The organism is Pirellulales bacterium, assembly GCA_036490175.1.
In the GTDB taxonomy this organism is placed as follows: domain Bacteria; phylum Planctomycetota; class Planctomycetia; order Pirellulales; family JACPPG01; genus JACPPG01.
In genome coordinates, this window is record DASXEJ010000343.1 from 1 (window position 1) to 15730 (window position 15730).

General features: G+C 59.8%; 12 protein-coding genes. 4 read left to right on the top strand and 8 right to left on the bottom strand.

Annotation, left to right across the window (positions count from 1 at the left end; all coding sequences use genetic code 11):
* From VGG64_25800 to VGG64_25815, 4 genes are all read right to left on the bottom strand, one after another.
* Nucleotides 1-434: rRNA adenine N-6-methyltransferase family protein (locus VGG64_25800; protein ID HEY1603044.1), on the bottom strand; the 434-nt coding region annotated here is incomplete at its 3' end.
* A gap of 93 nt (nt 435-527) precedes the next feature.
* Nucleotides 528-1289 carry a riboflavin synthase gene (locus tag VGG64_25805; protein HEY1603045.1) on the bottom strand — a complete coding sequence of 254 codons (762 nt, stop codon included), beginning with the start codon at nt 1287-1289 and terminating at the stop codon, nt 528-530.
* Between the two features lie 17 nt (nt 1290-1306).
* Nucleotides 1307-2179, bottom strand: coding sequence for a CDP-diacylglycerol--serine O-phosphatidyltransferase (pssA, locus tag VGG64_25810; protein HEY1603046.1), 873 nt, complete (start codon nt 2177-2179; stop codon nt 1307-1309).
* A gap of 100 nt (nt 2180-2279) precedes the next feature.
* Nucleotides 2280-3242, bottom strand: coding sequence for a phosphatidylserine decarboxylase (locus VGG64_25815; GenBank protein ID HEY1603047.1), 963 nt, complete (start codon nt 3240-3242; stop codon nt 2280-2282).
* Nucleotides 3243-3559: 317 nt separating this feature from the next.
* Between VGG64_25815 and VGG64_25820 the strand changes: the two genes are divergently transcribed.
* Complete coding sequence (locus VGG64_25820) at nt 3560-4552, top strand: NADPH:quinone reductase (GenBank protein HEY1603048.1); 993 nt, start codon at nt 3560-3562, stop codon at nt 4550-4552.
* Between the two features lie 111 nt (nt 4553-4663).
* Here the strand turns inward: VGG64_25820 and VGG64_25825 are convergent, their stop codons facing one another.
* Nucleotides 4664-5701 (bottom strand): hypothetical protein, encoded by a 1038-nt coding sequence (locus tag VGG64_25825; GenBank protein ID HEY1603049.1) that lies wholly within the window; start codon nt 5699-5701, stop codon nt 4664-4666.
* A 340-nt stretch (nt 5702-6041) separates the two neighbouring features.
* Here VGG64_25825 and VGG64_25830 point away from each other — a divergent pair, with 340 nt between their 5' ends.
* Together VGG64_25830 and VGG64_25835 are read left to right on the top strand one after the other, a co-directional pair.
* Nucleotides 6042-6473: an NAD(P) transhydrogenase subunit alpha gene (locus tag VGG64_25830; GenBank protein HEY1603050.1), complete on the top strand. Its 432-nt coding sequence runs from the start codon at nt 6042-6044 to the stop codon at nt 6471-6473.
* Entirely contained in the window at nt 6470-7894 is a 1425-nt protein-coding gene (locus VGG64_25835; protein ID HEY1603051.1) for an NAD(P)(+) transhydrogenase (Re/Si-specific) subunit beta, read from the top strand. The genes VGG64_25830 and VGG64_25835 overlap by 4 nt, the downstream gene beginning before the upstream one ends.
* A 21-nt stretch (nt 7895-7915) precedes the next feature.
* Here VGG64_25835 and glnE read toward each other — a convergent pair whose 3' ends face one another.
* The 3 genes from glnE to VGG64_25850 all read right to left on the bottom strand — a co-directional run bounded on the left by glnE (nt 7916) and on the right by VGG64_25850 (nt 14347).
* Nucleotides 7916-11029 carry a bifunctional [glutamate--ammonia ligase]-adenylyl-L-tyrosine phosphorylase/[glutamate--ammonia-ligase] adenylyltransferase gene (gene glnE / locus VGG64_25840; protein ID HEY1603052.1) on the bottom strand — a complete coding sequence of 1038 codons (3114 nt, stop codon included), beginning with the start codon at nt 11027-11029 and terminating at the stop codon, nt 7916-7918.
* 41 nt (nt 11030-11070) lie between these two features.
* Nucleotides 11071-12474, bottom strand: coding sequence for a tRNA (N6-isopentenyl adenosine(37)-C2)-methylthiotransferase MiaB (miaB, locus tag VGG64_25845; GenBank protein ID HEY1603053.1), 1404 nt, complete (start codon nt 12472-12474; stop codon nt 11071-11073).
* Between the two features lie 364 nt (nt 12475-12838).
* Entirely contained in the window at nt 12839-14347 is a 1509-nt protein-coding gene (locus VGG64_25850) for a hypothetical protein (GenBank protein HEY1603054.1), read from the bottom strand.
* 312 nt (nt 14348-14659) lie between these two features.
* Between VGG64_25850 and VGG64_25855 the strand changes: the two genes are divergently transcribed.
* Nucleotides 14660-15688, top strand: coding sequence for an extracellular solute-binding protein (locus VGG64_25855; GenBank protein ID HEY1603055.1), 1029 nt, complete (start codon nt 14660-14662; stop codon nt 15686-15688).
* Nucleotides 15689-15730: the final 42 nt, after the last annotated feature.

Consider the following 15730-nt stretch of genomic DNA (forward strand, 5'->3'; position numbering starts at 1 on the left):
GGCGTGGCCACGTTGTAGGGCAGGTTTGCCACTAACTTCAGCTGGCGCCCGGGACTGGCAGCCAACTCGTCGCGCAGTGCATCCAGTACAGCCTGGCTCAAGTTGTTCTTATTGCGCAGCGCATCGAGCGACAGTAAGCGAACATTGTCGAAATCGATCAACTCTTCGCTGGCCAACTGGTGCAACTGCGGATCGATCTCGACCGAGACCACCGCCGCCACATGCGGTGCCATCATCCCCGTGAGTGATCCAGTGCCGGTGCCCACTTCGAGAATCACGTCGTCCGACATAAGTTGCGCGGCGTCAACCAGCAATCGCGCCAGGTTGAGGTCGATGAGAAAGTTTTGCCCGCGCTTCGAGTTGGGATGAATCCCCACCTCGGCGAAGCGGCGAATGAGAAAGGACTGCGTCTGGGCGGCGGGCGTGGTAGTCATGATTTGTCAGTCAGGCAATCGATTCGTAGTCTCTCGAAATACGCGGCGTCTGCAAAAACCAGCCGCGTGCGCCGAGCACATTTAAAAATGGCATTAGCCGTTACTCTTCCAGGCGTCAGTTTGCTGTTCGACATATTTGGCCAGCAAATCGGTCTCGAGATTGACGCGGCTACCCAAAGTCAAATGGCCAAGTGTCGTATGGGCCAGCGTGTGAGGGATCAAGGCCACGCTAAATCGCGTAGGCTCGACATCGACCAGAGTCAGGCTGACGCCATCGACGGCAATTGAACCTTTACTGGCCATCTGGCGGCGCAGCGCCGGCGGAAAACGAAACCATAACGTCGACCACCCGGTGTCATCTTGCCGCGCGTCGAGCGTGCCGACCGCGTCGACGTGCCCACTGACAAAATGTCCGCCTAGGCGGTCTCCCAGAGCCAGGGACGCTTCGACATTCACTTGGCCACCCGGCGCGAGTTCGCCCAAGTTCGTACGGCTGAGCGTTTCGGCCCCCGCCTCGAACGACAGTAGCCCTTCGGCAACCGTTACGCAGGTGAGGCAGCATCCATTAATGGCCACGCTATCACCGATCCGCGCCGTGGCTGCGATGGACTCAGCGCACAACACCAGCAGGCACCCCGGAGGCCGGAAGGCAACCTCAACGACTTCAGCCAGTGATTGGACGAGCCCGGTGAACATCGAGTTTCTATAGCCGATAGTGTGATAAGACGTTTTAACGAGGAACCAAACGCCGAGAGCTCGATCCTTAGCATGGATCAATTGACCAACGCCAACTTGCACAAACCAGCCGGGCGCCTCAAGCACCACAGGGAACCGACGCTGGAAAACGGCTGGCATGCCGCCAGGTTCTAACGTCAGAAAAGCGGGTCTTGATGGGGTTCGCGTTGCACGAATTCTTGCCACGCATATTGGACGGGTCCCAAGGCCACAAACCCGCAACAGACAAGCGGCACGGCGTAACCGCGAATCACCATGATGGCCACCAGCGCGAACACCAGACCCACGATGTGCCCCAGGCTGCGCTGGCCCGAGAACACCTGATTGACCAGATGCGGGTAGGGAATTCGCGACACCATCAGCAGGGCCACCAGCGCCGCGAAAAACGGTAAGACCGTTTGTAGCACAATGTCGATATTGTCTGCATAGACCAGCGGGTTGTCACTCTTCCGCAGCGTGTAGAACATGATCGCGAATCCGGCGATCGACGCCGCGGCCGCAGGGCTCGGCAAACCGGAAAAGTGAAAATGGTCGTCGTCGTCGCCTGTTTCGACAGTGAATCGCGCCAGGCGCAGTGCTGCGCAAACGACATACGATGCCGCGATCACCCAAGCCCAATCGTGATGTAGATAGGTGAACCGCGGACACATTTTGACTAACAAAAAGGCTGGCGCCACACCGAACGTCACCAGGTCCGATAGACTGTCGAGCTGCGCCCCGAAATCGCTTGTCCAGTTCGACAAGCGAGCGACGTGTCCGTCGAGCGCATCAAACAGCATTGCCAGAAAAATCAGCCAGCCGCTGAGCATTACATTGTGCGTGGGATCATCCTTGTTAAGCGCCTGTACAGCTTTGACGGGGCTCCGCGTACCCAGAGGTGCGGTGACCGGCACCTCGATCGAAGTCGGCGCGTCAACCCGCGCGGCAACCACGATGGCAAAGAACCCACACACGAGGTTCGCCAGTGTGAATAACGTCGGCAATACGGCGACAGTACGAATTCGGGCCATAATCTTTGATTGCGTTGACGTGTTTGGTCAGACAGGCGTTGGTTTGTCCGACGTCATAGCTTTCCCAGGCACGTTGTGCCTGAACGGCAGAGAATGACTCTTACCGTTCCTTGTAATGGGCCAAAATGCTGCTGCCAGCTTTCACACGCTGGCCCACTTGCGTTAACACTTCCAGGCCTGCTGCCGGCAGAATCAATTCCGTACGCGAACCTAGCTTGATCATGCCGAACTGCTGGCCGCGCGCCAGGGTCTCTCCTGGTCGCAGGCTGCACACAATACGGCGGGCAAACTGACCGGTGATTTGCCGCACAATAAGGCGTCGCCGCGACGGCCCAGCTTCTTCCAGGCCGATCCACATGCTTTCGTTCTCTCGGGCGCTTTCTGGCTTGAGCGCATTCAAGAACTTGCCTGGCAGATACCGCAAGCATAGCACCCGCGAGCCGCAGGGGACACGGTTAAGGTGAACGTTGAAAATCGACAGGAAAATGCCGATTCGTACGGCCGCGCCACCGATGAACGGATCAAACTCGAGCGGCGTAATTTCGGCAATCTTGCCGTCAGCCGGTGAAACCATCAGCCCCGGATCGCTGGGCACGCGGCGCGTCGGATCGCGGAAGAAGTAGACCACCAGCCCCAACAGGACCGCTGTTCCCATCGCTAGCGGCCACCACGGCGTGGGAGCGAACGCCAGCAGCACCGTGACCAACAGGAGCGGATAGCCCAGAATTTGCAACTCGGCCAAACCCCAGCGAGCAAAGGGAAGCCGCCCGCGCCAAGTGAACGGGTCGTCCGCCTCGTCCCACCTGGCCGTACACAGGTTGCGGCAGTACTTCAGGTCACGCGGGTCGAGTATCTCGTGGGGGCAACCGGTCGTTTCGCCCTGCCGTGTGGCGGCCATTCGTCGAACATAGCCGGAGCGAAAAGTTCGCAAATACCACCGCCGCCATTTCCCCCAGGCCAGTTCCAGGCGATAGCACACGCCGCCACCGGGCTGCACGCTGGTAATGTTCGCGGGGAGCGGTTCGATCGCGGTCGTGCTGGATTCGATTTCTGTGCGGCTCATGTCCCGAGATCTTTTTGCCGCGGCCGGCAAGTAGTCGGCGGTAAAACCGCGGCAGTCGACCAACGAGGGGTAACCCGGGGAAAGATGCGATCCGCTGCCCCCTCGACCGTATAGGAATGCGTTGGGGCTTTATCGTACCGGAGGCGGGACCGCGTTGCCAGGACTGTTGGGCAGCCATCTGACCCTACGGTATCTTGGGCCCGCCCGAGCCTTGCCAATCGCCCTACGCGGCCGATAATCCGTGGGATTGAGCACACCGCTATCCGCGCCGCTCGATGGTCGCCGTCGAGTCACCTTAACGTCAGGGAGTCTTCGCGATGAAAGCCGCGTTCATCAAGCAGCCGGGCCCGCCCGAGGTGATCAGCTACGCCGATCTACCGGCACCGGAGCCATCGGCTAATCAGGTCCTGGTGCGCATGACAGCTGTGGCTGTGAATCCCATCGACACCTATATCCGCGGCGGCTTGATCAAGGCCCAACTGCCCGACCCCTACATCATTGGTGCTGATCTGGCCGGTGTCGTCGAACGGTATGGGCCGGGTGCCTCGCGTTTCAAACCGGGAGACCATGTGTGGGGGAGCAATCAGGGAATGGCAGGTCGGCAGGGTACTTTTGCAGAATTACTGGCCGTCGACCAGCAGTGGCTCTATCCCGTGCCTGCCGGTGTCGACGACAAGCTGGCGGCGGCAGGCGCGCTCGTGGGAATCACCGCCCATTTAGGACTTTTCGGCCGAGCGAAGCTGCAGGCCGGCGAGATTCTGTTCATTAACGGGGGCACGGGCGGCGTCGGATCGGCCGTGATGCAAATGGCCAAGGCCGTGGGAGCCCGGGTCATCACCACAGCCGGCACCGACGAGAAGGTCGCTGAATGCCGGGCGCTTGGTGCTGATTTGGCCATCAACTACAAGACGGGCGACGTCGACGCCGAAGTTCGCAGTTTCGCCCCGCAAGGCGTCAACGTGTGGTGGGAAACGTTGCGCGAGCCGAACTTCGATCGCACCGTCGGGCTGTTGGCGCTGCGGGGGCGAATGATATTAATGGCCGGACGCGATGCGCGGCCCGTTTTTCCCGTCGGTCCGTTTTATGTGAAGGACTGCTCGCTACATGGCTTTGCCATGTTCAACTCTTCGGCCGACGAGCACCGCAAATGTGCCGACGACATTAACCGCTGGATGGCCGAGGGAAAGCTCCGGCCACGCATCGGCCGCGAGTTCAAATTGGCCGAGGCGGCAGCGGCTCACAAACTCCAGGAAGAGAACACGCTGCACAAGGCGGGCACGCTTGCCGGTAAAATCGTGTTGGTACCGTAGCACAAACGAGGATTGCTGAACGCTCAGCGCGGAGTGAACGAATACGACTCGTCAGCAATGCCATCGCGTCAAGGCAATTTCAACATTCGGCTTCGCTGATCAGCGCCTGACTCACTTCCGCTTCACGCGGATCTTCACGCGGTACTCGCCGGGGAAATTCTGGTTCTGCTGATCACCCTGCAAGGCCACGGCCAACTGCAGGACGCCCGACCGGTCCGCCGTGAATTGATGCTTCGAACCGATGCGGAATACTGTGCCCCCTGGACCGATTTTGCCGACCAGCGTGCCGCCGGCGATTTTGTTTGGCAGATACCAGCCGTAGTTCGGGGCACCATCCGGCGTGCTCACGGCTTGATTGCCCCACGGGGTCATGGTGATGGTGCCATCGGCGGCAAAGATCACTTTGTCGCCGCGCTCGACGCGAATGCCGGTATCCTTGGTGCCGCGGGTGATCATGTTGTTACCGTCGACAGCAACGGTCTTTTGCAGATCCTGCTTTTCGATGGCGTCGCGTTGAATGCGGCGGATGTCGCTGAGCTTGACGTTCAAGACGCCGTATTGGCTGGCGATCGCAAACTCCTGGGGCACGATCTTGCCGACCACCGCGAACTCGGTTGTTTCGATCGTATCGCGATCGATCAAGCGTCGCGGGCTGGCTTGCTCCTCGGAGTCGGCGTCTTCCTCTGACTGATCGAACTCTTCCAAGATGGCCTTCGCGCGGGTGCGTCGCTCGGTGTCGGAATCTTCGACCGCGCGTGCCAGTTTTAGGCGGATCGAGGGGCCCATCGCCGTGAGGGCCTTTTGTGCCGCTTCGCGTTCAGAAAAAACCGGTGAGCCTAGCTTCTCGATGAACTCATCGAGATTCTGGCCAATTTTTGGATGGCTTGCCAGACCGGGCGTAAGACTCACGATGGCGGTGACCGGAATCGTCAGTTTACCGAATTGCGTTTCGATCTCGATTTGTTGGTTGGTCAGGCCGCCGCTGATCTGGGAACCATCCATGAGATGGATTTTGAGCGCCTCGGGATGGACGGCCGTGCCAGGAGCCGGCGCCGGTTCTTCGGCGGCACAATGTGGCCGATGGGCAACCCCCGACAGACACAGCGCTAAGACCACCAGCCGCGCCGATCGAGCGCATCGTCGAGACATGCGAATCCTCTGTGTCTAGTGGGCGTTATTACCTGGGCAGGATTCGGAAAATCTGCCCGCATCCACGAGCCGTCGCGTTAGCATCCATTCTGACCCACGCGCGGTCGGGAATCCAGCCTTGCGATGGTGCGGCCAACATGATTGTGAAGGCGGCCTCTGGCGCTATTTTCTGGAGAGAATCGAAATGCAGTCTGCCGATGCTCCAAACTCACCGGTCCGCAATTACGGATGCCGAGATATCGACTTCGCAAGGTCCGGGCCGTTTGACATGCCTGCCGACTTCCGGCATCCTAGCCGAAGCTTTGACGTTGCCCACGACACTACGAACACGAGAAGCCGGATGCCGTTGCGATCGACTGTTTGGCCCCAGCGGTGGATCCTGGCCGCCTTGGTTCTCGGCGTGGCCACTGTGTGCCATGCACAAGCTGTGGCAGATTCATCCAGCCGGGCGACGGCGCACTCTGAGCCACCGCTCGACTACTGGTCGATGCTCTTCGTGTTTGTGCTGGCGACGTTTATCGGCATGGGGGTCATCCGCCGGGTCTCGCGGCTGCTCTATACACCGCTAATGTCGCTGACCAATGCCATCTCGGCCATCGCGGTGGTTGGCGCAATTATCGTCACGGGCTCGGACTATCCGCTGCATATCCGCGTGATGGGCGCGGTGGCGCTCTTTGCCTCGATGACCAACATCGTTAGCGGCTTCATGATTACCGATCGCATGTTGAAAATGTTCAAGACCAGCACGCCACGCGACGGCAAATCTATATGATTCATACCGTCGTACAGCTTTCCTATGTCGTGGCCACGGCGTTTTTCATCCTGTCTTTGCACTGGATGAATGATCCCAAAACGGCCCGCCGCGGCGTATCGTGCGGTATCGGTGCCATGGTCCTGGCGGTGCTGGCCACGTGGTTTGCGGTAGCCGCGGCGAATCCGCAGTGGGGACATCATCTGTGGATTGTCTTGGCCATCATTGCAGGCTTTGCGGTTGGCGTGCCGCTATCGCGCGTACCGCTCACGGCCGTTCCGCAACGCACCGCGCTGTCGCACGCCTTTGGCGGGCTAGCCACGGGACTCGTAGGCACCGCCGAGTATTTTATGTGGCTCAGCGAAGGGCCCGAGCGATTCACGTATTTTCGCACGGCGGCGCTAGTCGCGGAAATCCTCCTGGGCTTTGTCACGTTTACCGGCAGCCTGATGGCGGCCGGCAAGTTGCAAGAGCTGAAATGGATTCCGCAGCGCCCCGTGACCTACCCGCTGCAAAACGTTGGCAATATTGGGGTTCTGGTGCTGGCGGCTCTGCTCGGTGTGGCGTTGGTGTTCTTTCCGACCGAGCCCTGGTCAGGACCGGCGTTTCTGGCGGTCGTCGGGCTGGCGCTGCTGTTCGGCGTGCTGCTGATCATCCCGATCGGTGGCGCCGATATGCCGACCGTGATTTCGATCCTTAATTCGTACGCCGGGCTATCGGCTGTCGCGATGGGTTTTGTGCTCGACAATAAGCTGCTGATCACCGCCGGCGCGCTCGACGGATCGAGCGGACTGATCCTGTCGATCATCATGTGTCGGGCGATGAACCGCTCGTTCACCAATGTGCTGTTCGGCGCATTCGGTCAGGTCCAGGCCGTTGTCGCTAGCGGCGAGCAGAAGGCCTACAAGAGCGAGAGTGTCGAAGGGGCCGCCCAGATTCTGGAAATGGCTCAGCACGTCGTGATTGTCCCCGGCTACGGTATGGCCGTGGCCCAAGCCCACCATAAAGTGCGAGAACTATACGACCAGTTGAAGAAACGTGGCGCCACCGTGAAGTTCGCCATTCATCCCGTGGCCGGCCGCATGCCTGGGCACATGAATGTGCTGTTGGCCGAGGCCGAGATCCCCTATACAGACCTGGCCGAAATGGAAGAGGTCAACGCTGAAATGCCGCAAGTCGACGTGGTGCTGGTGATTGGTGCCAACGACATCGTGAATCCCGCCGCGCGGCACGACAAGGGGAGTCCCATCTACGGTATGCCGATCATCGAGGCGGATCGGGCACGCACCGTATTCGCGATCAAGCGGAGCAAGAACCCTGGCTTCGCAGGGATCGACAATGAGCTGTACTACGGCGATGCAACGTGGATGCTGTTCGGCGATGCCAAAGCGGTGGTAGGCGATCTAGTCAAGCAATTGGTCGGCGACAGTGGGGTGCATTGAAGCTCCCAATCAGACCATTTCTCAGCGTGAGGCGACCGCAAAAATCCGCTCGAAGCGATCCCGGTTGCCTGCCATGTATTCCTGGCATTTATCGAGCAGCGCTTGGGGGCTGGCGACCCCTTGCCTTTGAGCGAGTTTGGCTAGTTCCAGCGCGTCTTGCGGCAACGTATTGCGGGCCGTCGAGTTCATGAGTCGCAAACCGCACTCGACGCTGCGCAGGTAGCAATAGCTTTTAGTCAGAAAGTCCGCGTCCTTGGCCGCGAGAACTCCTGCAGTTCGCAACACGGCAAGCGCGGCGACGGTGTTGGCGACCCGCACCTCGCCATGTTTGCCGCCGTGGGCCAGTTGCAACATCTGGACCGTGAATTCGATGTCAACGATGCCGCCGGGCCCGCGCTTTAGGTTTCCGGCTGGCGCCCCGTCTTCCAACCGCCCGCGCATGGCTTGGATTTCGTCGGCGTAAGACGCCTGCCAAGGATGATCGTAGGCAGCTCGCACGACTAAGTCCGCGGCGCGTGCCGCGGCATCCCCCGTGCTGAATACCGGACGCGCCTTGGTTAACGCTTGCCGCTCCCAGAGATGACCGCTCCCCTCGGCGAAATAGCGGGCGAACTCTGGGAAACTTGTGGCCAACGCCCCCGAGCGGCCTGTCGGACGCAAGCGGGGATCGACTTCGTACAGACGGCCATAAGGACTCAATCGATTGGCGATCTTGATGATCCGCTGCCCAAGCTCGCTGAAGAAATGTTGATTGTTGGTTGTCTCGCCTTGGCGACGGCGTGCACGCGCGGTCGATCCCTCGGCCTCGTAAAGGAAGACCACGTCCAGGTCGCTATGGAAATCTAGCTCCTGACCACCTAGCTTGCCCATGCCCAGGATTGTCCAGGAACAGACTTGGCCGGCGAGCGGTCCTTCGCCGATCGTAGGCGCGCCGAGCTTCGCACTTAGTTTGTCGTATTCTGTGATTGCGATTCGTTCCAGACACACTTCGGCAATGTTTGTCAGTGCTGCGAACGTCGAGCGGATATCCTCTTTGCCCAATATGTGGCGCACGCCCACATAGAGTTGTTGCGTGTTCTTAAAGCTGTGCAGAATGGGGTCCAAGTCCTCGGCGCCGCGCGCCAGGTCGGCCAACATCGTGCGCAAGTCGTCGATCGTGGGAAGCTTGTTCAGGACCATGCTGTCCATCAACTCGTCGATCATGCCCGGATTGCTGATCAGTAATCCAGATAGCAACTCGCTGAAGGAGCAGATCTCGACGTACAGCGCCATCGACGGCGGATTAAAGCTGAAGAGTTCCCACAGCACGCCTTTGCCGCCCAGCGAATCGCTAACCTTTTCCAGGTTTGAGAGTGTGGAATCGGGATCCGGCGTCGCGGCCACGGCCTTAAGCAATCGCGGTGCGATCGAGGCCAGAAAGTGCCGGCAACGTCGCGTCGACAGAAAGCGAATCTTTTCGGTCGAGAGCGCCACTAGGTTACGATAGGCTTGTTGTACGTCGCGGAACGGGTAACGTCCCAACACGGCCGCGATCCGCTCCGGGGGCGGATCAGGGTCGAGCACCAGGTCTACTTCGGGCTCGGTCTCGGCATCTTCGCCAAAGGCGTCGTGTAACAAGTGATCCAGAATCTTGCGATTGAGCGCTGTCTTCGTGCGGTGATCATGCTCGAACGCCGCCAGGGCCGAGCGGCTCGCCTTGTCGGCATAGCCCATACGAATGGCCAGTCGGCCCAATTCGCGCGGTTCGGTCGGCATGCTGTGCGTCTGCAAGTCGAACATGATCTGCAAGCGATGTTCGATCTTGCGCAGAAAACTATAATTCTCTTCCAAGAGCGAGCGTTCCTGGTGCGTCAGGCAGCCCGTATTTTCTAACTGGGCAATTGCTTCGAGCGTGTTACTGGTGCGCAGTTGCGGCATGTCGCCGCCATTGAGCAATTGCAGGAATTGAATCACGAACTCGATATCGCGAATGCCTCCTTCGCCCGTCTTCACATCCGACGCATCCTTCCCCTGCGATTGCGTGCGCTGCTCAATGCGGCGCTTCAGCGCCTTGATGCCTGTGATATCGGCCAGGGCAAGATAACGGCGGTAAATCCACGGTTCGAGATATTGGAGGAACTCCGTCCCCAGGTCGAGATCGCCGGCGATGGCGCGGGCCTTGACGTAAGCTTGACGCTCCCAGGTACGTCCCAGCACGTCGTAGTAGTGCGTAGCCTGTTCCAGGCTGTGTACCAAGGGCCCGCGTTCGCCTTCGGGGCGGAGCCGTAGGTCGACGCGATAGGGGCTACCTAACTCCGTGGCTTCGGTCAGTAATCGCACCACATCGCGAACCAGGCGATTGAAGAACTCGACATTGTCGAAACTGCGGGCTCCGTCGGTTTTGCCATCAACGTCGTAGAGGAAGATCAGGTCGATATCGCTCGAGTAATTCAGCTCGACGCCTCCCAGCTTGCCCATGGCTAAGGCGACAAATCGCGCGGGCTTGCCATCGGGGTGGCGCGGTTGACCGCGCTTCTCCACTAGGCGGCGGCGAGCGAAACGCACCGCACTTTCCACGATCGCGTCCGCCAGGTACGAGATCTGCGCCGTCACCGTGGCTAGCTTCTGTCCGCGGATGATGTCTCCGTAAGAGATGCGCAGCGTCTCGCGTCGCTTGTAACGGCGCAGGGCCGTCATCACTGCGTGGTCGTCGTCGAGGGCGGCGACTTCCGCCGCCAGTTCTTCGACCAACACATCGCGGGCTACCGGTTGACCTTCGGTAATACGCAACAGGTCATAGCCGCCGGGGTCGAGCACTAAAATATCGCTCAGATACTGACTCGTGGCCATGATCTGCAGCAATACGCCGAGTGCCTCGCGATCGCGCTCGAACAGCGACCCGATCGCCAGCGGGCTGCGCGATGCCTGGACAAAGCGGTCCAGGTTATTGAGCGCCATATCGGGATTGCTGGACTTGGGAAGGTGTTCCGCCAGCTGATCGCAGATTACGCCCAATAGGTCGAGGGGCACGCCGGCCGTGGCAATGTTGACAAGATTGGCATGTGCGCGGGGCGGATTTTCCAAGCCCCAGGTTTTCAGCCAGCTTTCTGCCTCGGCTGGATTGTCGAGGTAACGGTGCAGTCGGCCGATATCCATGTTTTCGAACGCGCCGAGTAGCCGCCTGCGAGTAGAGGCGCTTACAAGCTGTACAATGCGGGACCGGCGTGGCTGGTCACGACGCTGCCAAACAAGGTGAAGGCATTGGCGTCATAAATCACGACGGGAAGGAACTGTCCGATGAGCCGCGCAGGCCCGTCGAACACGACGATTCGATCACAGTTAGTGCGGCCGGTCAACTGAAGAGTTCCATCCTCCGCACGGTTCATTTTACTCGGACCCTCGACCAATACCTCGACTTCCCGACCAAGGAAAGCCTGATTGTCGGCTTCGCTGATCTCCGATTGAATGGCCAGTAGTTCGTTGTTGCGGCGTCGCTTGACGTCCTCAGGGACGTCGTCGGCGTACAGGTCGGCCCCTTTCGTACCAGGCCGCTCGCTGTATTTAAAGATGAAGCTGTTCTTGAACCGGCCCTCACGCAGCAATTCGACCGTGGCTTGAAAGTCGTCTTCGGTCTCGCCGCAAAAGCCGACAATGAAATCGCTGGTCACGGCTGCATCCGGCACGATGTCGTGGATGCGGGACAACATCTCGCGATATTCTTCGACCGTGTAGCCGCGTTTCATCCTTTTCAAGATCGTGTTCGACCCGCTTTGCGCCGGCACGTGCAGGTAGTGCGAGCATTTTGGCAGGTCGCGCACCGCTTCCAGCAGGTCGTCGGTCATGTCCTTAGGGAAATTGGTCACGAACTTGATACGGTCCAGGCCGTCGATCGTGGCGAGCCGCGCGAGTAAGTCCGACAGCCGCCAGGTTTTGTCGCCGGCGACGTGGCGATAGCTATTCACGGTCTGTCCCAAGAGCGTAATTTCGCGACAGCCTTCATCGGCCAGGCGGCGGGCCTCGGCTTCGATTTCGGCGGCGGGGCGGCTTTGCTCCGGACCGCGCACCTTCGGCACGATGCAATAGGTGCAAAATTTGTCGCAGCCAATCATGATCCGCACGAACGCCTGATACGGCGACGGGCGCATCTGCTGATCACGCAATGGGTCATAACTCTCGAAGCTGCGTTCGACCTCGCCTCGGCTACCGGCCGCCCGATCGAGACTGACCTCAATCCGTTGGCCGCTGCCAGCGGCGATCTCGGAAAGTAGCGTGGGGATCTGGTGCAGTTGTCCCGGGCCCACGACCAGGTCGACGTACGGTGCCCGCTCGAAAATCAGCCGCTGATCCTTTTGGGCCATGCACCCCAGGACGCCGATGATTTTGCGGGGATTGTTCACCTTGGCATGCTTGATCCGTCCCAAAGCGCTGTAAATCTTGTCTTCGGCATGCTGACGGACGCTGCACGTATTGAACAGGATCGTATCAGCTTCGCGCGCCGTCGGCACCAACTCGTAGCCCTGCTTGCGCAGGCTGGCCACGACCAGCTCACTGTCGAGCATGTTCATCTGGCAGCCGACGGTTTCGATGTACAGTTTGGGCATGGTTTGAGCCAGTTTGCGATGGCCGTGGCCCCGGTTCAGGCACGGCGTTCTCGGGCGATCCTCTGGACGCATGGCCGAGAACTCAAATAGTAACGCGCCGGCGGCACGGCAGGCGAGGGGGGAATCTCGACAAGAACCGACAAGTTTCGATCAGTTATTCATGGACTTGGGCGGTGGCCCCTGGCCGACGGCCGAAACCATCGGTAATTTTGCACTAATCCAAGCGCGAGCCACAGCAGTCAATCCCACGCCATCGGCAAAATTTGCTACCTATCGCCAGCACGTCCATCCCCCTAGGACCCATGCCGAGCGCTAGGCGGTGACGTAATCAACAGGTTATCAATGACAACAACCACCCAGCGGACTATTCACCGCTGACGCGCACTTCCAGCGTGCCGGCATTATCGGCGAGCTCGGCGGGCGAATCATTGACCCGCAAGTACAGCGTGCCCGTGGCTGTCGGTTGCAGCGTCGCTTCCTGGCCGATGATAGTGGGACTCAACAGCGCACTATCGGAGCGGGAGTCAAACGGCTCGGGATGCACAGCGGCCAACAGCACTCCCAGCGGTCGACCCTCCCAATAGCGGATCGTAACGCCCCCGGGATCCGAAAGCCAAGGGCGCTCGCCTTTGGCGATCTGGTAGCTTCCACTGGCCCGCAGTCGGTAGGTTCGTCCCGCCTCGAGCTCGATTCCGCTGGATTGCCACCCCCGGTCGGCGGCAATTCTCACAGTTTTGCCTTCGCGGGGCAACGGAACTCCGGGGCGGAAATCGATCGCTTCGCGCTGCAGGTCATAACCGTATTCCAGACGATCCGCGAACAGCTGCCATTCTTCGTCAAGCTGCGGCCAGTCGTTAGCAAAGCGGTCGAGCACCTGTCGATTAAAGTTGCCTGCCCCGACATGCGTGGCCAATTGCCGGAACCGCTCGCGGTAGCGCGGATGGCCGTCCAGAAACGCTGCGACGGCCCAACACCACCCGTAGGGCTCTAATTCCGTGTGCGCATCGGCCTGGTACTCCAATACGTCATCCATTTTCAAGCGGCGGCCGGCAGCGATTGCTTCATGAACGAGTCGCACGCGTCCCCATCCGACAAAATCGTCAGCGTCGGCGGGGAACGCGTCGAGTGTGACGCGGTCATTTTTCTGTGAATGCGTGGCCAACAATTCGGCCATGCCTTCCTTGTACCAGGGGGGGCCGCATGAGCCGAGCAGAGCGGCCATGAAGGCGTGCGTACCCTCGTGCAGCAATAAGTGCCGGCGGTAGTAATCGCTTTCTTGATCGTAGATCCAGATGCGATCACCACGGAAATAGCCGTGCAAGAACTTGGGAAGGTTTCTGGGTAACAACCCGACCTTGAGAAACTTCTGCTTATCCGCCATGAGGCACGCGGTCGCCCGCCACGATTGTGTACCACGTTGCGACGCGCCGAAGTATTCGCACCATTGCGGATAGGCCTGGTCAAAATCCGTCACCAACGGATCGACGTCAGGGCCAGCCGGCAGGTCCGTGTACAGCGTAATATGTGAACCGACAAGCTTGCGAATGCCTGCCCCCTGCAGTTGAGCATCGTCGACGATCGACTGCGAGCGATCGGGCACCGCCGGCGCAAGATTTGTTCCGGCAGTGTCCGTTTTGGCGCTACTTGCCGGTTGCGAGCGAGCACCTTCGGGCGCTGTCGTTTGCGCTAATGTCTGGTCCGTATGGGCAGCACCGGTGGGTGCTGGGGAGTGGGGCGTTATGGTCGCGCCGCCGGTGTCAGGCCCGGTCACCGGTGCCGCGGCGGCGCGAGGCTCTGCAGCCGGAGGTGTAGGTCCGCAGCCGGGCACCAGCAGTAAAATCGGCAGCACGATCTGCGGCAAATTGCGGAGCATGACGCAAATGTCGAGGGGGATGACGGATCTGCGAGACCACGCAGTTGCCGGACCACCTGGCAATATATGCTATTGTACGTTCCCGCCTGATGCAGTGTCGTGCTGTGTTTTTGGCGAGGGGGTTGGCATGTACGGGTTTGTTGGGGCGTGCGGATTCTCAGGTATCTCGCACGCGGGAGTCCGAGCTTTCAGCGGTGCGACCTGCCGCGCTACGAAAATCACTGGCTACTCTGTGCCGCGGCGCGCCGATAAACTTATTCGTTCAGAGAGGCGGGGCTATCTTGCTACCTCAGGTGGGAAAAGGGCCATCTCATGGATGCCTTACTTCGCAGGCTGTCTCTGCTGCTTTTAGTCGTTGCCATCGCTGCCTGCACGTCGCCGGCCCCTTTGCCAGAGGTTGTGGCCTATACGGCCCTCGACGCCGAGTTCTCGCAGCCGGTCTTCGAAACCTTCAAAGGGCAAAGTGGCATCACGGTGTTGGCGAAGTTTGACACCGAATCAACAAAGACGGTTGGTCTTGCCGCCGCAATTATCGAAGAAGAGTCGCGTCCTCGTTGCGACGTCTTTTGGAACAACGAAATACTCAATACTCTGCGGCTGGAAAAGCGCGGATTGCTCGAGCCATTTCCCTCGGCCACCGACGAGGTTCTGCCAGAGATGTACCGCTCGCCGAACGATACCTGGCACGCGCTGGCGGCACGAGCGCGCGTGCTGATCGTAAATACCGAGGTGACAAAGAAGGACGGTAAAACGCCGCGGTCGATACTCGATCTTGCGGACGGTCGTTGGCACGGTCGCGCGGGCATCGCCAAGCCGCTATTCGGCACCACCGCCACGCAGGCAGCCTGCCTATTTGCCTTTTGGGGACCCGATAAAGCCAAGCAGTTCTTCCAGGATCTGAAGGACAACCAGGTACAGATCATGGCCGGCAACAAGCAAGTTGCGTTGGCTGTCGGCACCGGGCAGTTGGCCCTCGGGCTGACCGACACAGACGACGCGATCGCCGAAATCGACAAGGCCATGCCCGTGGCGATCATTTATCCCGACCAAGGAGATAATCAGATCGGCACCCTGTTCATTCCCAACACGGTAAGCATCATCAAAGGCGCGCCGCACCCTCACGCGGCCCGACGGCTGGTGGATTTCCTACTCTCGTCCGAGGTGGAATCGCAACTGGCGTTGTCGTCGAGTGCGCAGATTCCGCTTCATTCCAACGTCGACGTGGCGTCGCGATTGAAAATACCAGAAGGAATCAAGCAGATGCAGGTCGACTTTGCGGCCGCCGCCGACATTTGGGACACGACCGCAAGGTTCCTGCGCGATGAATTCACAGGACCATAACACCAGCGGTCGCAGAGCTCGCGACGCGGCCCGTGCGCAGCG